The organism is Streptomyces sp. NPDC029014, assembly GCF_055564695.1.
In genome coordinates this window covers 76,085-97,166 of sequence record NZ_JBVHVT010000005.1, presented here as the reverse complement: position 1 = coordinate 97,166, position 21,082 = coordinate 76,085, and the positions used below count along the sequence as shown (strand labels likewise).

Here is a 21,082-nt window from a genome sequence, read left to right as displayed (position 1 = left end):
CATGGCAACGCTTGAAATCCACGACCTGCACGTCTCCGTCGAAGCGGAGAACGGCGCCCGCGAGATCCTCAAGGGTGTCGACCTCACCGTCAAGCAGGGTGAGACGCACGCCATCATGGGCCCCAACGGCTCCGGCAAGTCCACCCTGGCGTACTCGCTCGCCGGCCACCCGAAGTACACCATCACCGGTGGCTCGGTGACCCTCGACGGCGAGGACGTCCTGGAGATGTCCGTCGACGAGCGCGCCCGCGCCGGCGTCTTCCTCGCCATGCAGTACCCGGTCGAGGTCCCCGGCGTCTCGGTCTCCAACTTCCTGCGCACCTCCGCCACCGCCATCCGCGGCGAGGCCCCCAAGCTGCGCACCTGGGTGAAGGAGGTCAAGGAGGCCATGGAGCGGCTCCAGATGGACCCCGCCTTCGCCGAGCGCAACGTCAACGAGGGCTTCTCCGGCGGTGAGAAGAAGCGCCACGAGATCCTCCAGCTGGAGCTCCTCAAGCCGAAGATCGCGATCCTCGACGAGACCGACTCCGGCCTGGACGTCGACGCCCTGCGCATCGTCTCCGAGGGCGTCAACCGCGTCCGCGAGTCCGGCGAGGTCGGCACCCTGCTGATCACCCACTACACGCGCATCCTGCGCTACATCAAGCCCGACTTCGTGCACGTCTTCGCGAACGGCCGCATCGCCGAGTCCGGCGGCGCCGAGCTGGCCGACCAGCTGGAGTCGGAGGGCTACGACAAGTACGTGAAGGGTGGCGCGACCGCGTGACACAGCTGCCTGGCCTCCTCGACATCGAGGCGATCCGCAAGGACTTCCCCCTGCTGGATCGTGTGGTCCATGACGGGAAGAAGATCGTTTACCTGGACTCCGCGGCGACCTCGCAGAAGCCGCGCCAGGTGCTCGACGCGCTGAACGAGTACTACGAGCGGCACAACGCCAACGTCCACCGTGGCGTGTACTTGGTCGCCGAGGAGGCCACGGCACTGTACGAGGGCGCCCGCGACAAGGTGGCCGCCTTCATCAACGCGCCGAGCCGCGACGAGGTGATCTTCACCAAGAACGCCTCGGAGTCGCTCAACCTCGTCGCGAACATGCTCGGCTGGGCCGAAGAGCCCTACCGGGTCGACCGCGAGACCGAGATCGCCATCACCGAGATGGAGCACCACTCCAACATCGTCCCGTGGCAGCTGCTGTCGCAGCGCACCGGCGCGAAGCTGAAGTGGTTCGGCCTCACCGACGACGGCCGGCTCGACCTGTCGAACATCGAAGAGGTCATCACGGAGAAGACGAAGATCGTCTCCTTCACGCTGGTCTCCAATCTGCTCGGCACCGTCAACCCGGTCGAGACGATCGTCCGGCGCGCGCAGGAGGTCGGCGCGCTGGTGCTGATCGACGCCTCGCAGGCCGCTCCGCACATGCCCCTGGACGTCCAGGCCCTCGGCGCCGACTTCGTGGCCTTCACCGGCCACAAGATGTGCGGCCCGACCGGCATCGGCGTCCTGTGGGGCCGCCAGGAGCTCCTGGAGGACCTGCCCCCGTTCCTCGGCGGCGGCGAGATGATCGAGACCGTCTCGATGCACTCGTCGACGTACGCCCCGGCGCCCCACAAGTTCGAGGCGGGTACGCCCCCGATCGCCCAGGCCGTCGGCCTCGGCGCGGCCGTGGACTACCTGTCCGCGATCGGCATGGACAAGATCGCCGCCCACGAGCACGCGATCACCGAGTACGCGGTGAAGCGCCTGCAGGAGGTCCCCGACCTGCGGATCATCGGCCCCACCACGGCCGAGGACCGCGGGGCCGCGATCTCCTTCGTGCTCGGCGACATCCACCCGCACGACGTCGGCCAGGTCCTGGACGAGCAGGGCATCGCCGTCCGCGTGGGACACCACTGCGCCCGCCCGGTCTGCCTGCGGTACGGAATTCCTGCGACCACGCGAGCGTCTTTCTACCTGTACTCCTCTCCGGCCGACGTCGACGCGCTGGTCGACGGGCTGGAGCACGTACGGAACTTCTTCGCGTAGGAGCGCTGCACTGGTGAAGCTGGATTCGATGTACCAGGAACTGATCCTGGACCACTACAAGCACCCGCACGGGCGTGGCCTGCGCGAGGGCGACGCCGAGGTGCACCACGTCAATCCGACGTGTGGCGACGAGATCACGCTGCGTGTGAAGTACGACGGCGAGACGCTCACCGACGTCTCGTACGAGGGCCAGGGCTGCTCGATCAGCCAGGCCAGCGCGTCCGTGCTGAACGAGCTGCTCGTCGGCAAGCAGCTGTCCGAGGCGCAGCGGATCCAGGCCACCTTCCTGGAGCTGATGCAGTCCAAGGGCAAGATCGAGCCGGACGAGGAGATGGAGGAGGTGCTGGAGGACGCGGTCGCGTTCGCCGGCGTCTCCAAGTACCCCGCGCGCGTCAAGTGTGCTCTGCTGAGCTGGATGGCGTGGAAGGACGCGACCGCCCAGGTGCTGGGCGGCGCGGAGAGGAAGACGGCATGACCGAGAACGCGACGCCCGAGGCGTCGATCAAGCCGGCCACGGAGGAGGAGGTCCGCGAGGCCCTCTACGACGTGGTCGACCCCGAGCTGGGCATCGACGTCGTCAACCTGGGCCTGATCTACGGCATCCACATCGACGACGCGAACATCGCCACCCTCGACATGACGCTGACCTCGGCGGCCTGCCCGCTGACGGACGTCATCGAGGACCAGGCGAAGTCCGCGACGGAGGGCATCGTCAACGAACTGCGCATCAACTGGGTCTGGATGCCGCCGTGGGGCCCGGACAAGATCACGGACGACGGTCGTGAGCAGCTGCGCGCGCTCGGTTTCAACGTCTGACACCTTCCGCACACCGCGGAGCGGGACCCCGAGGGCCCCCGGCACGAACGTGCCGGGGGCCCTCGCTGTTCGTGCGGCGGACGCGCGGCGTGCACCGGGAGTTGGCCACCGCGGCCGAATCTTCTCGACGGCCGTCAGGGGACGGCCCTCGTCCGGATCCGAACGCGGGGGTCACCGATGAAGAAGCAGTTGTCCATCACCGGAATCGCGGCGCTGCTGCTCGCCGCGGTGAGCATGCCGGCGCAGGCGGTCACCTACGGCACTCCGACCATCGCGCTGTCCGCCTCCTACCTGTCGGGCGCCGTCGGAGCCGTCGGCGACCCGGTCGTGGGCGTGACGGTCGGTCAGAGCGGCGCCGAGGCCTCTGCGCTGACGGTCAGCGCCACCGCGTCGAGCAGGGCCTCGGTCGCCGGGACCGGGGACGTCACCGTCACCGGAACCGGGGCGGTGCGCCAGCTCGCCGTCGCCGCCCGGGGCCGCGGCTACACCGACCTCACCATCAAGGTGGCCGGCCTGGGCGGAAAGAGCGCCACCAGGACCCTCTCCTACGCGGCCTCGGCCGCCGTCCAGAACCCGGCCGACGCGCGGTACTTCACCGGCTCGGCGGACGCCTCGGCCGCCGTCGAGGTCGGCGGCGGGTACGCGGTCGTCGCCGACGACGAGTCCAACGTCCTGCGGCTGTACGACCGTTCCCGCTCCGGCGCGCCCGTGCGCACCTGGGACTTCAGCTCGCAGCTGGGCGTCACCAAGGAGGTCGACATCGAGGGCGGGACGCTGGTCGGCGACACCATCTACTGGACCGGCTCGCTCGGCAACAACAAGGACGGCGAGTACAAGGCCCCGCGCAACACCGTCTTCACCACCAAGCTGACCGGCTCCGGCTCGGCGGCGCAGCTCACGTACGGGCGCGCGTACAAGAAGCTCCGCGACGACCTGGTCTCCTGGGACGCCGCGAACGGCAACCGCTACGGCTTCGCCGCCGGCACCGCCGCGGGCCAGGCGCCCAAGCAGGTCGACGGCTTCAACGTGGAGGGCCTGGAGTTCGCCCCCGGCTCCGCCACCACCGCCTATCTCGGCTTCCGGGCCCCGCTGGCCCCGGCCTTCCCCGGCGGCAAGGCGCTGCTCGTCCCCGTCACCAACTTCGACAAGGTGCTCTCCAGCGGGGCCGAGGCGGCCTTCGGGGCGGGCGTCGAGCTGGACCTCGGCGGGCTGTCCGTACGGGACGTGAAGAAGAACGCGGCCGGGCAGTACCTGATCCTGGCCGGCTCCTGGGCCGCGGACGACAACTCCGACCCGTACGCCCTCTACCAGTGGGACGGCGTCCCCGGCCATGCCCCGGTCAAACGCGCCGACCTGCCGACGACCGACCCGGGCGGCTGGGAGGCCATCGTCGAGGTGCCGGACCTGTCGGTGCCGGGGGCGCGGGTGCAGCTGGTCACCGACTCGGGCTCGGCGGACCTGTACGGCGACGGGATCGAGGCCAAGGGCCTGACGCACCCGGAGTGGAAGAAGGCCCGCGCGGCCTGGTTCACGCTGGGCTGACGGCGCTCGGACCCTCCCGGCGTCCAGGGCGTGTGTACGGTCGTCCACAACGTTGTGTACTGTCGTGCACATGCCCTACGTGCTGCTTGCCGCCGCCATCGCCGCAGAGGTCGCCGGGACCACCGCCATGAAGTTCAGCGACGGGTTCACGAAGCTGTGGCCCTCGCTGGCCACGGTCGTGGGGTACCTGGTCGCCTTCACGCTGCTCGCCCAGACCCTGAAGTCGATGTCGGTGGGCACCGCCTACGCCATATGGGCCGGCGTCGGCACCGCCGCCATCGCCGCCATCGGGATGGTGTTCATGGGGGAGGCGGCGACCGCCGCGAAGCTCGCCGGGATCGCGCTGATCATCGCGGGGGTCGTGCTCGTCAACCTCAGCGGGGCCCACTGATGGGCGCCTCCGGGGTCCGCCGCCACGACCCGGAACGGCGGCAGCGGATCATCGACGCGGCGATCCGCGTGGTTGGCGCCAAGGGCATCGCCGGGCTGAGCCACCGCACGGTGGCCGCGGAGGCGGACGTCCCGCTCGGCTCGACCACCTACCACTTCAGCACGCTGGACGACCTGCTGGTCGCCGCGCTCCGGCAGGCGAACGAGGGCTTCGCCGAGTCCGTCGCCGCCTCGCCCGCCCTGGCCGACCCGGAAGCCGGCCTCGCCGGGGCGCTCGCCGCGCTGCTGGGTGAGTTCCTCGGGGCGGACCGGGGGCGGGCGGAGCTGGAGTACGACCTCTACCTCGCGGCGCTGCGCCGTCCCGCGCTGCGGCCGGTGGCCGCCGAGTGGTGCGAGTCGGTGTCCGCGGCCCTGGCGGAGCGGACCGATCCGGTGACCGCCCGGGCGCTGGTGGCGGTGATGGACGGGATCAGCCTCCAGGTGCTGCTGGCGGACGCGCCGTACGACGAGGGGTACGCCCGCGAGGTCCTGGGCCGCCTCCTCGCCCCGGCCCCGCGCCCGGAGGGCTGACCGGACCGCCCGGTGCCGCCCTCAGGCGGCGCCGCGGACCGCGGCCAGGGCGGCGGCGACGCTCGCCTCGATGTCCGTGATCGGGTAGATCACCTCGCGCACCGTCCGCTCCCGGTCCAGCACCAGCGTCAACCGCTTGATCCGGCTCACCCCCGCCGCGCGGAACGTCGGCAGGCGCAGGGCCGCCGTCAGGCCCAGCTCCGCGTCCGAGAGCAGCGGGAAGCGCAGCCGCTCGGCCTCCGCGAACTCCCGCTGTTCGTCGGGCCGCTGGGTCGAGACCCCGTGGACCGTCGCACCGGCCGCCGTGAACTCCGCGAGCTGGTCGCGGTACGTGCACGACTCCAGCGTGCAGCCCTTCGCGCCCGGGATCCCGGCCCAGCCGGGCGGGTAGGACGCGGCCCGGGCGTAGGCGCCGGGGAAGCAGTACAGGACCGTGAACGGGGTGTCGCCCGCGACCGGGTCCCGCAGCTCGCCGAACCGGTCCGGCAGCAGCAGCTCCGGTACGCGCCGGCCGCTCAGCCCGTGCACCCGCTCCGCCTCCCGCGAGGCCTCCTGCGTCGTCGCCGTCATTTCTCCCTCTCCCAGGACCCATGCGTCACCCCAGTCCTGGAGGGCGACCAGGACCGGCAGCAGCCCCCGTCCACGCGGGGTCAGCCGGTATTCGTGCCGCACCGGGCGCTCCTGGTACGGCTCGCGCGTCAGCACCCCGGCCTCGACCAGCAGCTTCAGCCGCTCGGCCAGCACCTTCCGGGACATCCCGAGCTCCCGCTGGAACTCCTCGAAGCGGTGCAGTCCGCGCGCGGCGTCGCGCACGATCAGCAGCGTCCACCAGTCGCCCACCACGTCGAGGGCCTGGGCGATCGAGCAGTCGGCGTCGCCTAGGTGCGTGCGCTGGGCCATGGGCACTCCTTCGTCCGTTGACCCAAGGCTGTCATGCTGACATAGTCCGTTCCCAAAAGGAACTCACTGATCATCCACTCATAATCGCGGGGGAGCGGCCGGCATGGTGCAAGGACTGAGGGACGTGCCCAAAGTGGTGTGGCTGCTGGCCGCCGGCGTGTTCGTCAACGCCGTCGTCAGCTTCACCTTCGTCTTCGTCTTCCTGTACCTGACCGGCCCGCGCGGCCTCGGCACCGCCCAGGCGGGACTGGTCACCGGCATCGGCGGCATCGGCCTCGTCGCCGGGAACTTCACCGGCGGCTGGTACGGCGACCGCTTCGGCCACCGCCGGGTGCTGCTCGCCGCCTCCGCCCTCGGCGGCCTCACCCTCACGGCCTTCCCGCTGCTGCCCGCCGCCGGGCTGTACGCCGCCCTGCCGCTCGCCCAGTACGCCTCCGGCGTCGTCAGGGCCGCCAACTCGGCGCTGGTCGCGGTGACCGTCCCCGAGGGCGCCCGCCGCCAGGCCTTCGCCGTCGTGCGCTGCGTCTCCAACGGCGGCTTCACCCTCGGCCCGCCGCTCGGCGCACTGATCGCGACCGGGCTCTCGTACGACTGGCTCTTCCTCGGCGACGGCCTCGGCACCCTCTTCTTCGCGCTGTGGACCGCACGGGTCGTCCCCGCCCGCGCCGCCGCCCGCACCCCCGCCGCCACCCCGGGCGGGGCGCCCGGCCTGTGGACGGAGCTGCGCGCCCGGCCCGCCGTGCTCGTCCTCCTCGGCGCGATCCTGGTGACCGACCTCGTCTACCGCCAGCAGTACGGCACCTTCCCCGTCTACCTCGCCGACCACGGCCTCGACACCCGGGACTTCGGCTACGTGATCGCCCTCAACGGCGCCGTCATCCTGCTGCTGGAACTGCCCGCCGCCGTCGCCCTGCGCGCCCAGCCGCCGCTGCCCGTCATCGGGGCCGGGCTGCTGCTGGTCGGGGCCGGCTACGCGGCGCTGCTGCCCGGAGCGGGGGTCGGGACCGCGGCCTCGATGATCGTGCTGCTGAGCCTCGGCGAGATCCTCTACAAGACCACCGCCACCGCCTACGTCGCCGACCAGGCGCCCGAGCACGCCATCGGCCGGTTCCAGAGCCTGTACGCCGGGGTCTCCGTCAGCGGCGTCGTCCTCGGCCCGCCGCTCGGCGGCGCCCTGTACGCGGCCGCGCCCGGGCTGCTGTGGCCGCTGTGCGCGCTGCTGGCCGGCGGGGCGGGCGCCGCGGTGCTGTACGCGGCCCGGCGTCCGGCGCGACACGGCCTTCGCCCGGCACCTGAGACCGGTTCGCTCCCTCGGGCCGCGGCCGGTTAGGTTTCCCGTATGACTGCTTCCCGTACCACCGGCGCCGCGGCCGCCGGACTTGCCACCCTCGCCGCCGACGGCACCGTCCTCGACACCTGGTTCCCCGCTCCCGAGCTGGTCGCCGAGCCCGGCCCCGCCGGCACCGAGCGCCTCACCGCCGAGCAGGCCGTCGAACTCCTGGGCGCCGCCGCGGCCAAGGCGATCCGCAAGGACGAGGTCCGCGGCGTCGAGGTCGTGGCCGTCCGCACCGTGATCGCCTCCCTGGAGGACAAGCCGCTGGACGCGCACGACGCGTACCTGCGCCTGCACCTGCTCAGCCACCGCCTGGTCAAGCCGCACGGCCAGAACCTGGACGGCGTCTTCGGGCTGCTCGCCAACGTCGCCTGGACCTCCCTCGGCCCGGTTGCCGTGGACCAGGTCGAGACCGTGCGCCTGAACGCGCGCGCCGAGGGCCTGCACCTCCAGGTCACCTCGATCGACAAGTTCCCGCGGATGACCGACTACGTCGCCCCCAAGGGCGTGCGCATCGCCGACGCTGACCGGGTCCGCCTCGGCGCGCACCTCGCCGAGGGCACCACCGTCATGCACGAGGGCTTCGTCAACTTCAACGCCGGTACCCTCGGCACCTCCATGGTCGAGGGCCGCATCTCCGCGGGCGTCGTGATCGGCGACGGCTCCGACATCGGTGGCGGCGCCTCCACCATGGGCACCCTGTCCGGTGGCGGCAAGCAGATCATCTCGGTCGGCGAGCGCTGCCTGATCGGCGCGGAGGCGGGCATCGGCATCGCGCTGGGCGACGAGTGCGTCGTCGAGGCCGGCCTCTACCTCACCGCGGGCACCCGCGTCACCCTGCCGGACGGCGAGATCGTCAAGGCCCTGACCCTGTCGGGCGCCAGCAACATCCTCTTCCGTCGCAACTCGGTCACCGGCGCCGTCGAGGCCCGCCCGAACAACGCGGTCTGGGGCGGTCTGAACGACGTCCTCCACAGCCACAACTGACCCCTGCGGTCGGCCGCGCGGCCGGTGTGCGCTCCCTCCCCGAGCGGGGGAGCGCACACCGGCCGCGCGTGTTCCGGGGGCCGGGCCGGGGTCGGGGCCGGGCGGCGGGTCAGTGCTGGGGGAGGCTGCGGATCGAGCGGACCAGGCCCGCGAAGGCCTCCTCCTCCGCCTCGGTCAGCTCGACCGACTCCATCGGGTGCGCGTCCCGGCGGCGCTGCGCGGGGATCGCGCTGAGATCGGCGCGGCCGACGCGGGACTCGGGCTCCGGCTGGTCGTGGAAGCGGGGGCCCCCCAGCATGCGGCCGCAGCCGGCCAGCCACAGGCCGACGGCCACGAGCAGGATGGCGAGGCCGATTTCCTGGGCGGGGGAGATCGAGGGGAGCACGCGGACCTCCGGGCGACGGGCTGGGCAAGACCGGGCGTGCACTCACTCAACACCACAACCCGGGCCCAAGGGGCCGGGATGTGGCGAGCGTCACGCCAGGGGCAAAAGTCCCCAACTCCCCCGGTGTGCCCGTTTTCCCGGTTTCGGAACCACCGGCCCCGGTCAGGGGCTGCCCGCACCTTCGCTCACGGCACCGGGCGCTGGTCGCTCACGGCTCCGGGTGCCGGTCCGGGCCCTGGCCCAGGTGCAGTTTGAAGCCCTCGTGGCTGCGGGCGAAGCCGAGCCGCTCGTAGAACCGGTGGGCGGCGCCGCGCCGCTTGTCGCTGGTGAGTTGGACCAGTCCGCAGCCGCGCCCGCGGGCCCGCTCCACGGCGAGCCGCATCAGCTCGGCGCCCAGGCCGTCGCCGCGCCGGTCCGCGCGGATCCGTACCGCCTCCACGAGCGCCCGCTCGCGGCCGCCCTGCCCGAGGCCGGGGATGTACGTCAGCTGCAGGCAGCCCACCACCTCGTCCCCGTCGACGAGGACCAGCAGCTCGTTGCGGGCGTCCGCCTCGATGGCGGCGAAGGCCCGCTCGTGGGCCCCGCCGACCCCGGCCCGTTCCGTCCCGTCGTCGGCGAGCAGGGCGAGTACGACCGGCAGGTCCTGGCGGGTGGCCTCACGGAAGATCATGACCGGAAGTGTGGCAGGGGGCCCGGCCGGGACGGCGGCCGGGCCCCCTGCGGACCGGAGGCCGCAGCCCCGTGGGTCGTCCCACGGGGCTGCGGCTGCATGGCGGTGCGGTGCGGTGGTGTTACGGGCGGAAGCGCAGCACCTGCGGGTCGTGGTCGCTGTTCTGCGCCGAGAACTCCGCGTTGATGTGCACGCTGTCGTACGTGTAGCCCTTGACGGCCGGGCTGACCAGGATCTGGTCCAGCACCTGGGCGTTGCCCTGGAAGACGTACGAGTAGCGCTCCGACTTCGGCAGCGACTTGATGGCCGAGTACAGCGCGCCGCCGTCCTCGAGCGCCTTCGCCGTGTCGGAGAACTCGAAGTCGTTGATGTCGCCGAGGGCGAGGACCTTGGCGTCCTTGTCGGCCGCCAGGAGCTCCTTGACGAAGGTGTTCACGGCCTGCGCCTGCTGCAGCCGCTTGGCCTCGGAGGAGCGCACCGGCGGCTGGTGGTGGGAGGTCAGGGCCTCGTCGCCGCCCTTCGAACCGAAGTGGTTGGCGATGACGAAGACGGTGCGGCCGCGGAAGACGAACTCGCCGGCCAGCGGCTTGCGGCTGTCCTTCCACGCGGGGTTCGCCGGGTCGATGCGGCCCGGGGAGTGGGTGAGGGCCGCGTGGCCCTTGTCCGTCGTCACGCCGGTCGCGGTGGTGGCGTCCCCGGCAGCGCGGTCGGTGAAGGAGACCCGGGCGGGGTTGAAGAGGAACACCTGGCGGATGTTGCCGCCGGGCTCGCCGCCGTCCTGGTTGTTCGACGGGTTGATGGTGCGCCACTGGTAGGACGGACCGCCCGCGGCCGCGATCGCCGCCGTGAACTTGGTCAGGGTCTGCTCCGCGGACACCGTGCCGTCGTTCTTGGCGCCGTTGTCGTCCTGGATCTCCTCCAGGGCCAGGATGTCGGGCGAGGCCAGGTTCTCCACGACCGCCTTCGCGAGCGCGTCGAACTTCTCCTGCGGGTCGGTCGGGTCGAGGTTCTCCACGTTGTACGTGGCGACCGCGAGCTCGCCCTGCGCCTGCGCCTTGGTCTTCTCGGGGGCGATGGTGCCCTTGGCGAGGGTGCCCAGGGTGCGGGCCACCAGGGTGTAGCCGCCGAACTGGTTGAAGTCCAGCGGGCCCTCGGTGGTGCCCGTCAGCTTGTCGCCGACGTTGGCGACCGGGAAGGCCTGCTGCGCGAGCGGGGCCAGCTGCTGGACCTTCAGGCGGCCGGTGTTCTGGGCCTCGTACGAGCCGTAGAGGGTGCCACCGCGCTTGACGTTGTTCTCCCAGCCCTTGACGGTGACCCACAGCTCGCCGTACTCGGCGGCGGTGGCGCCGACCACGCGCGAGGTGCCGATGGAGACGTTCATGCCCTCCAGGGACTCGTAGAAGTCCAGGGCGTAGCGCGAGGGGTCCAGGGTCAGGCCGTTGATGCTGCCGGCGGCGGCCGCGTCGCCCGCGGGGGCGTACGCGGCGGGCACGGTGTACTCGTTGACGGCGGCGGCCTCGGGCAGGGCGTTGCCCGAGGAGACCACGGTGACGGCCGGCTTGGAGATCTGCGTCACCGACTGGTTGCCGGAGCTCACACCGCCGGGGATGTACTCGCCGACCAGGCCGGAGACCTTGACCGCGTCGCCGACGGCGACGGTCGGGGCCGAGCCCGTGAAGACGAAGATGCCCTCGCTGGTGGCCGCGTCGTCGTCGGCGTCGGGGTCCTGCATCCAGAAGCCGCGCGAGCCGTAGGTGCGCACACCCGTCACGATGCCCGCGACGTCGGCGACCTGCTTGCCGTTCAGCGGGGATATCCGGGTGGTGCCCTGGATGTCGTGGATGCGGACGGCCCCGTCGGTCGCGGTGCCTTCGGCCGCGTCGGCCGTGCCCGTGAGCAGGCCGGTGGCGAGGGCGCCCGCGACGAGGGCCGCGACGGCGGCGGAGCGGGGGTGCGAGGAGTGCATGGTCAGGTACTCCGGTGTGTGGAGGAGGAAAGCGGAGGGTCGGTCGCGGTACTGCGCGTGCGGTACAGCGGCGTGCTGTGGTGCCGTGCTGCGGTACTGCGGTGCGAAATGGCCGGGAATCTACGGTGGTCGACGGGCCGGCCGTGGCCGGTCCGCAGGGATCCCCGGGGTCCCCCTAATGTCTACGCGCGTCAATTTCCTTGTTGATCAGTGATGTTGTCAAGACCTCCAGGACATACGGAAGCCGACTGTGAGATGAACCAAAGGTATGACCGCCGGACACGTCCGAATTGCGTCTACTCTGGTGCGCCGGACGGCCGCTGACGGCCTCCGACCGACCGCGCCCGCGAGGAGACCCATCCCATGTCCGCAGAGCCGCGTTCCACCCTGCCGCCGGTACGGCTGCCCTCCGACGCGGAACTCGCCCGGGACGCCCTCGGCGCCCCCCTGTTCGCCCGCGCCGTGCGGCTGGCCCGCTGGGTCGGCCCCGGCACGCAGGTCGACGGCAACGGCGAACTCGACCCGGCGCAGCTGCCCGAGGCCGCCGCGGCGCTCGGACTCGACCCCGCCGACGAGGACGCCCGCGCGGACGCGAGCCAGGCGTGGCGGGTGGCCCTGGACACGGGCCTCGTGGAGCTGACCGGACCGGAGGCGGACGGGGCGGAGACGGACGGGGCGGAGGGACCGCAGTCCGGCGGGGCCGGGGAGTTCGGCGGTGCAGCGGCCGGCGAGGACCTGGCGCTGGTCACCGGCGGCGCGCCCGCCGAGGTGCTCGACCTGTGGCTGTCCGCCCTGGACGCCGTCCTCGCCGACGCGGCGGTGCCCGAACTGGACGACCTCGTCGAGGCGCTGGACCAGGGCGGCACCATCGACTTCGACCGGCTCGACTGGAACCCGCAGCGCGAGGCCGACTTCCTCGACGGGGTCCTCGCCAACCTCTACCTGCTCACCGTCGCCGAGGGCGGCGCCGAATGGGGCCCCAGCGCGGTGCCGCTGCCCGTGCTCGCCGCCTCCATGGTGGTTCCGGACGGCATGGCCCGGCCCACGGACGCCGTGCTGGAGCAGGTCTCGGACGCGATGATGCGCCTGGACGACCAGTTCCGGCAGCTGGAGCCGATCGGGCTGGTCGAGTACCGGCCCGTCGACGAGGCGGTGTTGGCGGAGACAGACGACGAGGAGCCCGCCGCCGGGACCGGCCCGCGCGAACTCGACGCGGAGGAGGTGTCCCGGTACGGGATGGTCCGCCTCACCCCGCTCGGCCTGTACGGGCTCCGCGCGCGCATGCGGGAGGCCGGGATCGGGGCCCCCGCCGTCGGTGAACTGGCCGACAAGGGTGCGGACGCGCTCCTCGACGCGGTCTGCGACTACCCCGAGGGTGCAGCCCAGGCGGAGATCGAGCAGTGGCTCACCGGGCGCGAACTGCCCGCTGCCGTCGCCGAGCTGCTGGCCGCGGCCCGCGGCGCGGACCAGGGCGCCCCGCTGCGCCGGCTGCGCTGCCAGCAGGCCCTCGCGTCGGCCGGCCCGGACGCCGAGCCGGCGGTCCGGGCGGTGCTGGACGACCCGGAGCTGGGCGGGCTCGCCCGGGTGTGGCTCGCCGAGCGCGGGGCGGCCGACGTCCCGGCGCCGGACGGGGCGATGGTGTACTGGCTGACCGTCGACACGATCGCGGCGCAGCTGGCCACCGACCCGGACGCGGTCGAACTGCCGCTGCTGATGGAGTCCCTGACCGCCCACCACGCCGGGTTCTTCGACCAGGCCTGGCGGGTGGAGCACCCGGCGGCGGGGGAGGTGCTGGAGGCGATGGGTCGTCTGCACCCGGACAAGAAGGCGGCCAAGGAGGCCCGCAAGGCGGCGTACAAGGCCCGCTCGCGGCGCATCTGAGGCGCAGGGGGCCGCATTGCGAGGCCACGAAGACGGTATCGGGGCCGCGGGGGCCGCAGGGGCCGCGGGAGGGCGCCGCGCTGCGGGAGGGCGCCGCGGCGCGGGCGGAGGGGGCGGAACGAGACGTTCCTGAGTGGGTGTCGGTCATTGCGGCCGGGCGGTGAACGGACGGTTCCGCGCCGGGGGTAATTCAGCCGCCGTTCACGTGCGGGCGCGAGCGTGTGCGCCGCGCGGCAGCCCCCGGCCGCCGCGCGGCACCTCCGACCGCGAACGACAGGCGCACCACCTCCGACCCCCTGGAGTGACCCGATGCCGCTCAGCCGTAGAGACTTCACCGCCCGTACCGTCCTCGCCGGTGCAGGAGTCGCGCTCACCGGGGCCGTAGGCGCCCTCGCCACCGCCCCGGGGGCGCTGGCGGCCGACGACGGCTCGCACCGCGACGAGCACGGCCGTCCCTGTGAGCCCGGCTACGGCCCGCTCCTGTCCGACCCGGCCGGGATCCTCGCCCTCCCCGCCGGATTCCGGTACCGCATCCTCACCCACAGCGGTGTCACCACCCTCGAATCGGGCGAGTCCACCCCGCAGAAGCACGACGGCACGGCCGCCTTCGAGGGGCCCCGCGGGGTCACGCTCCTCGTCAACAACCACGAGCTCAAGGGCAAGCGGGTCGACTGGGCCCACCCCGTCCCGCTCACCGAGGGCCTCGTCTACGACCCGGCGGCGGCCGGAGGGTGCACGGTCGTCGAGGTCCGCCGCGGCGGCGGGCTCGCCGAATGGGTCGGCATCGCCGGTACGTCGACCAACTGCGCCGGCGGCGCCACCCCCTGGGGCACCTGGCTCACCTGTGAGGAGACCGAGGACCGGGCCGGCAAGAACGGCATGACCAAGGACCACGGCTACGTGTTCGAGGTCGACCCGCACGACCGCCGCGCCAACCGGGACCCGCAGCCGATCAAGGCCCTGGGGCGGTACGCGCACGAGGCCGTCGTCATCGACACGCGCCTCGGCCACGCCTACCTGACCGAGGACGCCTCCGGCCCCAACGGGCTGCTCTACCGCTGGACCCCGCCGAGAGGCTTCCGCCACGGGCGCGGCAGGCTCCGTACCCTCGCGGCCGATGCGGGCGTGCTCGCGGCCGCCAAGTGCTTCGACAGCGGCGGCCGGTTCGTGGACGACCTGTCGCGGGCGACGAGGACCGGCACGGTCTACGGGGTCGACTGGGTCGTCGTGCCGGACCGCGACGCGCAGACGGTGTCGGTGCGCAAGCAGTTCGGGGACGGTGCGGTGACCCGTGCGCGCAAGCTCGAAGGCATGTGGTGGGCCGACGGCGGCGCGTACTTCGTCTCCTCGTACGCGCGGGAGGAGAGCCCGGGCGCAGCGCACGACGGGCAGGTGTGGTTCCACGACCCCGAGCGGCGCACGATCACGCTGAAGGTGCTGCTCGGGGTGAACCCGGACCCGGCGGGGGGCGCGGCCGGTGACGGCCCCGACAACATCACGGTGTCCCCGTACGGCGGGCTCGTCATCGCGGAGGACGGCGAGGGCCTCCAGCACCTGCTCGGCGCCACCGAGTCGGGCCGCACCTATGCGATCGCGCGCAACGAGCTGAACATCGGGACGGCGGAGGAGCCCGAGTACTCCGAGTTCGCGGGGGTCTGCTTCTCGCCCGACGGGCGCACGCTGTTCGCCTGCATCCAGGAGCCGGGCATCATGCTGGCCATCACCGGGCCGTGGCGGCGCGGGCCGCGCTGACGGACACGACCGGGCCGGGGATACGGCTGCGCCGCCGCCCTCATGGGGCGGCGGCGACCTCGACGGTGTCGGCGCGGCTGGCGCTGGCCCATTGCTCGAGCAGGAACTCGTAAGCCGCTGCGGGCCATTCGTCATCCACCCGGGTCTCGACGAGGTGCCGTATCGCCTCGTTCGCCTCTGCGGCGGACGGGCGGGCGGGACCCGCGGGCCTGAGTGTGCTGTACATGGTTTCCAGGCTACGGGCGGACACGGACCGTCACCCCCGGTTTAAGGGTGTAATCCATCACCTTCGCCGGCGGCCGGGCCGCCGGCGCTCGCTCCACGTGCCCGCCCACCTGCTCAGAGTGTCTCGGCGCCGGGCTTCACCATGCCGCGTACTGTGCGGGACTTCACAAACTCGCCGATGGCCGTCATCTCCCATTCACCCGAGAACTGACGGATCAGCTTCGCCATCATCACGCCGGTCTGCGGTTCGGCGCTGGTGAGGTCGAAGCGGACGAGCTCCTCGCCGCTGGCCGCGTCGATCAGGCGGCAGTAGGCCTTGGCGACCTCGGTGAACTTCTGGCCGGAGAAGGAGTTCACGGTGAAGACCAGGCCCGTCGCCTCGGCGGGCAGCCGGCCGAGGTCCACGGTGATCACCTCGTCGTCCCCGGCTCCCTCGCCGGTGAGGTTGTCGCCCGAGTGCCGGATGGCGCCACCCAGGATGGTCAGTCTGCTGAAGTAGCAGCTGTCGATGTGGTTGCGCTGCGGGCCGTACGCGATGACGGACGCGTCGAGGTCGATGTCCCGGCCCTGGTAGGCGGGTTCCCAGCCGAGGCCCATCTGCACCTGGGAGAGCAGCGGGCGGCCGTTCTTGACGAGGGACACGGTCTGGTTCTTCTGGAGGCTGACCCGGCCCTTGTCGAGGTTGATCTTCCCGGTGCCGGCCGGTGCGGCGGCGGGTGCCGCGGGTGGTGCGGGTGCGGCGGGCGGGGCCGCGACCGGAGTCGGGGCCGGCGGGGGGACGGTGACCGGCGGGGCGACCGGGGGAACCGGGGCGGCGGGGGTCTGCGGGGCGGCCGCGGGGGCCGGGGCGGCCGGTTCCTCGTCCACCGAGACCCCGAAGTCGGTGGCGATGCCGGCGAGGCCGTTCGCGTACCCCTGGCCGACCGCGCGCACCTTCCACACGCCGCCCCGCTGGTAGACCTCGACGACCACGAGCGCCGTCTCGGTGCCCAGCTGCGGCGGGGTGAAGGTGGCGATCACCGCCCCCGTGTCCGCGTTGCGCACGGTGGCGGTGGGCTCGACGCCCTGGAAGGTCTGCCCCGCCGCATCCGGGCTGGCGGTGACCACGATGCGCTCGATGCCGGGCGGCAGCCCGCCCGTGTCCACGGTGACGGAGTCGGGGGCCGTCCCGCCGCCGGAGCGGTGGCTGACACCGGGCCCGGACGGCTGGTTGTAGAAGATGAAGTCGGCGTCGGAGCGCACCTTGCCGTCGGCCGCGAGGAGCAGCCCCGACACGTCGAGCCGCACCGGGGCAGCCACGTCCACCGTCACCCGGACGGCATTGAGCGGCAGATTGGAACCAGGGGTCATAGCGGTCATGCCCGGAGAACGACCGGGGGTGGCGTGCCGTTCCCTCCGGAATCCCGTGGAACGGCCGGGTGGGGGATGCCTCAGCGCCGGTTGCGGGGGTGGTTCTTCGCCGTGCGCTCGTTGCCGAACTTGTACGCGCCGGTCCAGCGGGCCATCACGAGCTGCGCGTCGCCGGCCTCCACCTCGGCCAGGAACGTCTCGGCGCGGGCTCCGCGCAAGGTGCCCGCGGCCCGGCCGCGGTGGGTGATGACGACGCTGCCGTCGCCCCTCTGCTCGTACGTGAATCCCTGCGGTCTCGGCATGGAGCGCAGCCTGCCCGCCCGGAGCAGGGGCAGCAACGGGTTTTGCGGGGCGGCGGCGCCGGGCCGCCCGCTCCCCCCTCGGTTCGTCGGGTCGACCGGATCGGCCGATCGACGTGATCGGCCGGTCCCGCCGGTCCCGCCAGCCCCGCCGGCAGCGTCGGATTCACCTGATCGGCTGCTCCGATGCCTCGGTGACCCGGCGCGGCAGCCCCAGCGGGTTCGCCTCGCGCAGCTCCGCCGGAAGCAGCGGGTCCGGCACCGACTGGTAGGCGACCGGGCGCAGCCAGCGCTCGATCGCGGTGGCCCCGACCGAGGTGGAGTGCGAGGTCGCGGCCGGGTAGGGGCCGCCGTGGTGTTGCGCCGGGGCCACCGCGACCCCGGTCGGCCAGCCGTTGACCACGACCCGCCCGGCCAGCGCGGTGACGCGGGAGACCAGCTCCGCCGCCGGGCCGGGGGCGCCCTGCGCCTCGGCGGCGGACAGCTGGAGGGTGGCGCTGAGGTTGCCGGGGAGCCGGTCGAGCACCGCCCCGGCCTCGTCCTGGTCGGCGTACCGGACGACGACGGTCACCGGGCCGAAGCACTCCTCCAGCAGCACCTCGTACGCCGAGCCCGCCAGCAGGCTCGCGGCGGACACGGCCAGGTAGCCCGCGCCGACCGCGTGCTCCCCGGCGGGGCCCGGCGTGACGGGCGCGGTGACGCCGGGCAGCGCGGCCCGCTCGGCGACGCCTGCGACGAAGTTGTCCCGCATCCGGTGGTCGAGCAGGACGCCTGTGCCGGTCTCGCCGAGCGCCTTGGCGAGGGCCGCGGCGAGCCGGTCCCCGGCCGTGCCCTCCGGGACGAGGACCAGGCCCGGCTTGACGCAGAACTGGCCGACGCCGAGGGTCACCGAGCCCGCGAGCCCGGTGCCGATCTCCTCGGCGCGCTCGGCGGCGGCGTCCGGGGTGACGACGACCGGGTTGAGGGAGCCGAGCTCGCCGTGGAAGGGGATGGGGACGGGGCGTGCGGCGGCCGCGTCGAACAGCGCGCGCCCGCCGCGCAGGGAGCCCGTGAACCCGGCGGCGGTGACGAGCGGGTGGCGGATCAGCTCCAGGCCCGCGTCGAAGCCGTGGAGGACGGTGACCACTTCGCCCGGCAGGCCGGTGGCCACCGCCGCCCGGCGCAGCAGCGAGGCGCACAGCTCGGAGGTGGCCGGATGGTCGGGGTGCGCCTTGACGACCACCGGGCAGCCGGCGGCCAGCGCGCTGGCGGTGTCCCCGCCGGGGACCGAGAACGCGAGCGGGAAGTTGGAGGCCGCGTAGACGGCGACCACGCCGAGCGGCACCTTGTAGCGGCGCAGCTCGGGGCGCGGCGGGGTGAGGGCGGGGTCCGCCCGGTCGATCCGGATGTCGAGGTAGCCGCCGTCGGCGACGGCGGCGGCGAAGGCGCGCAGCTGGCCGGTGGTGCGGGCGAGTTCGCCGCCGAGCCGGGCCGGTCCGAGCGCCGTCTCGGCGTCGGCGGCCTCGACCACCCGCTCCGCGGCCGCGTCGAGCAGGTCCGCCGCGGCGCGCAGGAACGCGATGCGGGCGGTGCGGTCCGCGAGCGCCGTGCGGGCGGCGTGCGCCGCGCGGACGGCTTCGTCCACCTCCGGGGAGCCGGCCTCCACGGCAACCTGGGCCCGCTGCTTCCCGGTGCGGGGGTCCACACTCCAGACTGGTGTCCCTGCCATGCCGCACTGCCTCCTGGATCTACGCCGACCCGCACGGCGGCGTTCAGTATTCTGAACGCCGTTCCGATGGGTGAATGATCTCCATCCGTTCCGGACTCTATTTCCGCGTCTTTCGCGTGACAAGAGAACAAGAGGGGCAGGAAGGCGAATGGCCAGAGGTGAGCGCATCGAGTTCGACGGGGCGGCGGCGGTGGCGGTGGACGGGGGCGGCGGTCCGGGTGGCCCGGGTGAGCCTGGCGGCTCCGGCGGCTCCGGCGGGGTGGCGGGCGCGGCTCCGGCGGCCGTCAAGTCCGCCGTCCGCACGGTGGTGTTGCTGGAGCACTTCGCGGCCCGGCCGGGCCTGCACAGCCTCGCCGACATCCAGCACGACCTGGACCTGCCCAAGTCCAGCCTCTACATGCTGCTGCGCACGCTCGTGAACCTGGGGTGGGTGGAGACGGACGCCACGGGCACGCGGTACGGCATCGGCGTGCGGGCCCTGCTCGTCGGCAGCTCCTACATCGACGGGGACGAGGTGGTCGCGGCGGCCCGGCCCACCCTGGACCGGCTCTCCGAGGACACCACGGAAACGATTCACCTGGCCCGGATGGACGGGCGGAGCGTCGTCTACCTGGCCACCCGCCAGTCCCAGCACTACCTGCGGCCGTTCACCCGGGTCGGGCGGCGGCTGCCCGTGCACTCGACCGCGCTGGGCAAGGCGCTGCTCGCCACGCACACCGACGACGAGGTGCGCGCGCTGCTGCCGCGGCGGCTGGACGCGGTCACCGAACACACCGTCACCGACCGGGAGCAGCTCGTCGAGGAGCTGGCGGCGGTGCGGGAGCAGGGGTACGCGGTGGACCGGGAGGAGAACACGCTCGGGCTGCGCTGCTTCGGAGTGGCCGTGCCCTACCGGACGCCGGCGCGGGACGCGGTGAGCTGCTCGGTGCCGGTGGCCCGGCTGACGGCGGAGCACGAGGAGGCGATCAAGTCCGCGCTGTTCGCGGCCCGGGACCGGCTGTCGGTGGTGACCCGGCGCATGTGAGGGGGCAACCGGGATGAGGGCGCCTCCCCCGCGCGGGGGAGGCGGTTCACCTTCACGGGGGAGGTGACGGGGCGCCGGGCACGCGACTGTTGAGCCATGACGACACGAGCGATGCGACGCATGACCGACCCGCCCGGCGACCACCCGACGAACCCGCCCGCCGCGCCACCGAGCGCCGCACCACCGGGAGACCCGCCGACCGGCCCGCCGACCGGCCCGCCGACCGGCCCGCCGACCGGCCCGTCGGCCGGGGCGGAGCCGAGAGCCCGGACGGGCACGGTGCGTCCGACGAGCACGGTGCCCGCGGGGACGGGGGTCCTGCGGGCGGCGGCCGTCATCGCCACCGTGCCGTACCTGGCCCTGAAGGGGGCCTGGCTGGCGGGGAGCCGCATCGGCATACCGGACGGCAGCGTGCTGCTGGAGCCCGGGCCGCTGCCCGCCGTGGCCAACGCCGTCACGATGGCGATGGACGCCTGCGTGATCGTGCTCGCCCTGCTGCTCACCCGGCCCTGGGGCAGACGGGTGCCCGGCCCGCTGCTGATCGTGCCCGTCTACACGGCCACCGGGCTGCTCACCCCGATCCTGACCGGCTTCCCCGGCCAACTCGTGGTCAGGGCGCTGGGCCTGGGGGCGGGGGACGCGGTGAAGGCCGCGCGGGGGCCGTTCCTCGACGACTGGGTGTACACCGTCGTCTACGGCGGCTTCATCGTCCAAGGACTCGCCCTGGCCGGGCTGTTCGTGCCCTATGCGCGCGAGCGCTGGGGCCGGTGCTGGCAGGGCACGCCGGGAACGCGGCTCCCGTCGCCCACGGGGGTGGTGGCGGGGGCCGCGGCCACGGTCGGTGCCGCAGTGGGCGCGATACACCTGTACTGGGCGTTCGGCGGGACGGCTTGGCTGAGCGCGCGGCAGGTCGCGCAGTACTCGGCGGAGAGCGGCGTGGTCTCGGCGGTCCACGGGCTGTGCGCGATGGCGGCGGGTGCCGGGGCGCTGCTGCTGGCCCGGGGCGGGGGAGTTCGGGTGCGGGGGCCGCTGGCCCTCGCCTGGATCGGGTCGTCGGCGTCGCTGGGCTGGGGGTTGTGGCTGCTCACGGCGGTGCTGGGGCCGGGGTTCGGCGACTCCGAACGCCTCTCGCCGATGATCTTCCTCGCCTACGCTGGCCAGGTGACCGTCGGATGCCTCTCCGCGGCCGTCCTGGCCCGGTTCACCCGTTCACGGCTCGCGGCCTGAGCCGGCCGCACGGGAGCGGACCGGCACGGCACCGGGCG

General features: G+C 73.3%; 21 protein-coding genes. 13 read left to right on the top strand and 8 right to left on the bottom strand.

Annotation, left to right across the window (positions count from 1 at the left end; genetic code table 11):
* Nucleotide 1 precedes the first annotated feature (1 nt).
* The 7 genes from sufC (at nucleotide 2) to ACZ4VL_RS04415 (ending at nucleotide 5,337) form a co-directional block, all read left to right on the top strand.
* Nucleotides 2-766, top strand: coding sequence for a Fe-S cluster assembly ATPase SufC (sufC, locus tag ACZ4VL_RS04445; protein ID WP_468195716.1), 765 nt, complete (start codon nucleotides 2-4; stop codon nucleotides 764-766).
* Nucleotides 763-2,019, top strand: coding sequence for a cysteine desulfurase (locus ACZ4VL_RS04440; protein WP_361087777.1), 1,257 nt, complete (start codon nucleotides 763-765; stop codon nucleotides 2,017-2,019). The genes sufC and ACZ4VL_RS04440 overlap by 4 nt, the downstream gene beginning before the upstream one ends.
* 13 nt (nucleotides 2,020-2,032) lie before the next feature.
* Nucleotides 2,033-2,494: a Fe-S cluster assembly sulfur transfer protein SufU gene (gene sufU, locus ACZ4VL_RS04435; protein ID WP_361087774.1), complete on the top strand. Its 462-nt coding sequence runs from the start codon at nucleotides 2,033-2,035 to the stop codon at nucleotides 2,492-2,494.
* Nucleotides 2,491-2,835, top strand: a complete 345-nt coding sequence (locus tag ACZ4VL_RS04430; RefSeq protein ID WP_007263433.1) for a metal-sulfur cluster assembly factor — start codon at nucleotides 2,491-2,493, stop codon at nucleotides 2,833-2,835. The genes sufU and ACZ4VL_RS04430 overlap by 4 nt, the downstream gene beginning before the upstream one ends.
* A 177-nt stretch (nucleotides 2,836-3,012) precedes the next feature.
* Complete coding sequence (locus ACZ4VL_RS04425; RefSeq protein ID WP_468195713.1) at nucleotides 3,013-4,377, top strand: hypothetical protein; 1,365 nt, start codon at nucleotides 3,013-3,015, stop codon at nucleotides 4,375-4,377.
* Nucleotides 4,378-4,447: 70 nt separating this feature from the next.
* The gene (locus tag ACZ4VL_RS04420; protein WP_385678111.1) at nucleotides 4,448-4,768 is read left to right on the top strand and encodes a DMT family transporter; all 321 of its coding nucleotides are present in this window, start codon (nucleotides 4,448-4,450) and stop codon (nucleotides 4,766-4,768) included.
* The gene (locus ACZ4VL_RS04415) at nucleotides 4,768-5,337 is read left to right on the top strand and encodes a TetR/AcrR family transcriptional regulator (RefSeq protein WP_468195711.1); all 570 of its coding nucleotides are present in this window, start codon (nucleotides 4,768-4,770) and stop codon (nucleotides 5,335-5,337) included. The genes ACZ4VL_RS04420 and ACZ4VL_RS04415 overlap by 1 nt, the downstream gene beginning before the upstream one ends.
* Before the next feature lie 21 nt (nucleotides 5,338-5,358).
* Here the strand turns inward: ACZ4VL_RS04415 and ACZ4VL_RS04410 are convergent, their stop codons facing one another.
* Nucleotides 5,359-6,237 (bottom strand): winged helix-turn-helix transcriptional regulator, encoded by an 879-nt coding sequence (locus ACZ4VL_RS04410; protein WP_468195709.1) that lies wholly within the window; start codon nucleotides 6,235-6,237, stop codon nucleotides 5,359-5,361.
* A gap of 103 nt (nucleotides 6,238-6,340) precedes the next feature.
* Here ACZ4VL_RS04410 and ACZ4VL_RS04405 point away from each other — a divergent pair, with 103 nt between their 5' ends.
* Both ACZ4VL_RS04405 and dapD read left to right on the top strand, forming a co-directional pair.
* Entirely contained in the window at nucleotides 6,341-7,567 is a 1,227-nt protein-coding gene (locus ACZ4VL_RS04405) for an MFS transporter (protein ID WP_468195707.1), read from the top strand.
* Nucleotides 7,568-7,576: 9 nt separating this feature from the next.
* Nucleotides 7,577-8,557 (top strand): 2,3,4,5-tetrahydropyridine-2,6-dicarboxylate N-succinyltransferase, encoded by a 981-nt coding sequence (gene dapD, locus ACZ4VL_RS04400; RefSeq protein ID WP_361087755.1) that lies wholly within the window; start codon nucleotides 7,577-7,579, stop codon nucleotides 8,555-8,557.
* A 109-nt stretch (nucleotides 8,558-8,666) separates the two neighbouring features.
* On the opposite strand, the gene ACZ4VL_RS04395 is transcribed toward dapD, so the two are convergent.
* From ACZ4VL_RS04395 to ACZ4VL_RS04385, 3 genes are all read right to left on the bottom strand, one after another.
* The gene (locus tag ACZ4VL_RS04395) at nucleotides 8,667-8,942 is read right to left on the bottom strand and encodes a hypothetical protein (protein ID WP_468195705.1); all 276 of its coding nucleotides are present in this window, start codon (nucleotides 8,940-8,942) and stop codon (nucleotides 8,667-8,669) included.
* Nucleotides 8,943-9,150: 208 nt separating this feature from the next.
* Nucleotides 9,151-9,612, bottom strand: coding sequence for a GNAT family N-acetyltransferase (locus tag ACZ4VL_RS04390; protein WP_468195702.1), 462 nt, complete (start codon nucleotides 9,610-9,612; stop codon nucleotides 9,151-9,153).
* Between the two features lie 121 nt (nucleotides 9,613-9,733).
* Nucleotides 9,734-11,578 (bottom strand): endonuclease/exonuclease/phosphatase family protein, encoded by a 1,845-nt coding sequence (locus tag ACZ4VL_RS04385; protein WP_468195700.1) that lies wholly within the window; start codon nucleotides 11,576-11,578, stop codon nucleotides 9,734-9,736.
* Between the two features lie 363 nt (nucleotides 11,579-11,941).
* Here ACZ4VL_RS04385 and ACZ4VL_RS04380 point away from each other — a divergent pair, with 363 nt between their 5' ends.
* Together ACZ4VL_RS04380 and ACZ4VL_RS04375 are read left to right on the top strand one after the other, a co-directional pair.
* Nucleotides 11,942-13,459 (top strand): hypothetical protein, encoded by a 1,518-nt coding sequence (locus ACZ4VL_RS04380; RefSeq protein ID WP_468195698.1) that lies wholly within the window; start codon nucleotides 11,942-11,944, stop codon nucleotides 13,457-13,459.
* Nucleotides 13,460-13,768: 309 nt separating this feature from the next.
* Nucleotides 13,769-15,211, top strand: a complete 1,443-nt coding sequence (locus ACZ4VL_RS04375) for an alkaline phosphatase PhoX (RefSeq protein WP_468195695.1) — start codon at nucleotides 13,769-13,771, stop codon at nucleotides 15,209-15,211.
* A gap of 40 nt (nucleotides 15,212-15,251) precedes the next feature.
* Here ACZ4VL_RS04375 and ACZ4VL_RS04370 read toward each other — a convergent pair whose 3' ends face one another.
* The 4 genes from ACZ4VL_RS04370 to ACZ4VL_RS04355 form a co-directional block, all read right to left on the bottom strand.
* On the bottom strand, nucleotides 15,252-15,437 hold the full coding sequence (locus tag ACZ4VL_RS04370; protein ID WP_361087737.1) for a hypothetical protein: 186 nt from the start codon (nucleotides 15,435-15,437) through the stop codon (nucleotides 15,252-15,254).
* Nucleotides 15,438-15,550: 113 nt separating this feature from the next.
* Entirely contained in the window at nucleotides 15,551-16,795 is a 1,245-nt protein-coding gene (locus tag ACZ4VL_RS04365; protein WP_468195693.1) for a TerD family protein, read from the bottom strand.
* Between the two features lie 71 nt (nucleotides 16,796-16,866).
* On the bottom strand, nucleotides 16,867-17,088 hold the full coding sequence (locus ACZ4VL_RS04360; protein ID WP_468195691.1) for a hypothetical protein: 222 nt from the start codon (nucleotides 17,086-17,088) through the stop codon (nucleotides 16,867-16,869).
* Between the two features lie 163 nt (nucleotides 17,089-17,251).
* The gene (locus tag ACZ4VL_RS04355) at nucleotides 17,252-18,793 is read right to left on the bottom strand and encodes an aldehyde dehydrogenase (NADP(+)) (protein ID WP_468195688.1); all 1,542 of its coding nucleotides are present in this window, start codon (nucleotides 18,791-18,793) and stop codon (nucleotides 17,252-17,254) included.
* Between the two features lie 148 nt (nucleotides 18,794-18,941).
* Here ACZ4VL_RS04355 and ACZ4VL_RS04350 point away from each other — a divergent pair, with 148 nt between their 5' ends.
* Together ACZ4VL_RS04350 and ACZ4VL_RS04345 are read left to right on the top strand one after the other, a co-directional pair.
* Nucleotides 18,942-19,817, top strand: a complete 876-nt coding sequence (locus ACZ4VL_RS04350; RefSeq protein ID WP_468195685.1) for an IclR family transcriptional regulator — start codon at nucleotides 18,942-18,944, stop codon at nucleotides 19,815-19,817.
* Nucleotides 19,818-19,913: 96 nt separating this feature from the next.
* Nucleotides 19,914-21,044, top strand: a complete 1,131-nt coding sequence (locus tag ACZ4VL_RS04345) for a hypothetical protein (RefSeq protein WP_468195683.1) — start codon at nucleotides 19,914-19,916, stop codon at nucleotides 21,042-21,044.
* The last annotated feature ends 38 nt before the right edge of the window (nucleotides 21,045-21,082 follow it).

Bases quoted from the DNA above. Each gene is read 5' to 3' on its own strand.
- ACZ4VL_RS04405 (WP_468195707.1), top strand. From the start codon at position 6,341: ATGGTGCAAGGACTGAGGGACGTGCCCAAAGTGGTGTGGCTGCTGGCC.
- ACZ4VL_RS04410 (WP_468195709.1), bottom strand. From the start codon at position 6,237: ATGGCCCAGCGCACGCACCTAGGCGACGCCGACTGCTCGATCGCCCAG.
- ACZ4VL_RS04415 (WP_468195711.1), top strand. From the start codon at position 4,768: ATGGGCGCCTCCGGGGTCCGCCGCCACGACCCGGAACGGCGGCAGCGG.
- ACZ4VL_RS04425 (WP_468195713.1), top strand. From the start codon at position 3,013: ATGAAGAAGCAGTTGTCCATCACCGGAATCGCGGCGCTGCTGCTCGCC.
- ACZ4VL_RS04380 (WP_468195698.1), top strand. From the start codon at position 11,942: ATGTCCGCAGAGCCGCGTTCCACCCTGCCGCCGGTACGGCTGCCCTCC.
- ACZ4VL_RS04345 (WP_468195683.1), top strand. From the start codon at position 19,914: ATGACGACACGAGCGATGCGACGCATGACCGACCCGCCCGGCGACCAC.
- ACZ4VL_RS04370 (WP_361087737.1), bottom strand. From the start codon at position 15,437: ATGTACAGCACACTCAGGCCCGCGGGTCCCGCCCGCCCGTCCGCCGCA.
- ACZ4VL_RS04430 (WP_007263433.1), top strand. From the start codon at position 2,491: ATGACCGAGAACGCGACGCCCGAGGCGTCGATCAAGCCGGCCACGGAG.
- ACZ4VL_RS04385 (WP_468195700.1), bottom strand. From the start codon at position 11,578: ATGCACTCCTCGCACCCCCGCTCCGCCGCCGTCGCGGCCCTCGTCGCG.
- ACZ4VL_RS04350 (WP_468195685.1), top strand. From the start codon at position 18,942: ATGGCCAGAGGTGAGCGCATCGAGTTCGACGGGGCGGCGGCGGTGGCG.
- ACZ4VL_RS04355 (WP_468195688.1), bottom strand. From the start codon at position 18,793: ATGGCAGGGACACCAGTCTGGAGTGTGGACCCCCGCACCGGGAAGCAG.
- sufC (WP_468195716.1), top strand. From the start codon at position 2: ATGGCAACGCTTGAAATCCACGACCTGCACGTCTCCGTCGAAGCGGAG.
- ACZ4VL_RS04365 (WP_468195693.1), bottom strand. From the start codon at position 16,795: ATGACCGCTATGACCCCTGGTTCCAATCTGCCGCTCAATGCCGTCCGG.
- ACZ4VL_RS04390 (WP_468195702.1), bottom strand. From the start codon at position 9,612: ATGATCTTCCGTGAGGCCACCCGCCAGGACCTGCCGGTCGTACTCGCC.
- ACZ4VL_RS04420 (WP_385678111.1), top strand. From the start codon at position 4,448: ATGCCCTACGTGCTGCTTGCCGCCGCCATCGCCGCAGAGGTCGCCGGG.
- dapD (WP_361087755.1), top strand. From the start codon at position 7,577: ATGACTGCTTCCCGTACCACCGGCGCCGCGGCCGCCGGACTTGCCACC.
- ACZ4VL_RS04360 (WP_468195691.1), bottom strand. From the start codon at position 17,088: ATGCCGAGACCGCAGGGATTCACGTACGAGCAGAGGGGCGACGGCAGC.
- ACZ4VL_RS04375 (WP_468195695.1), top strand. From the start codon at position 13,769: ATGCCGCTCAGCCGTAGAGACTTCACCGCCCGTACCGTCCTCGCCGGT.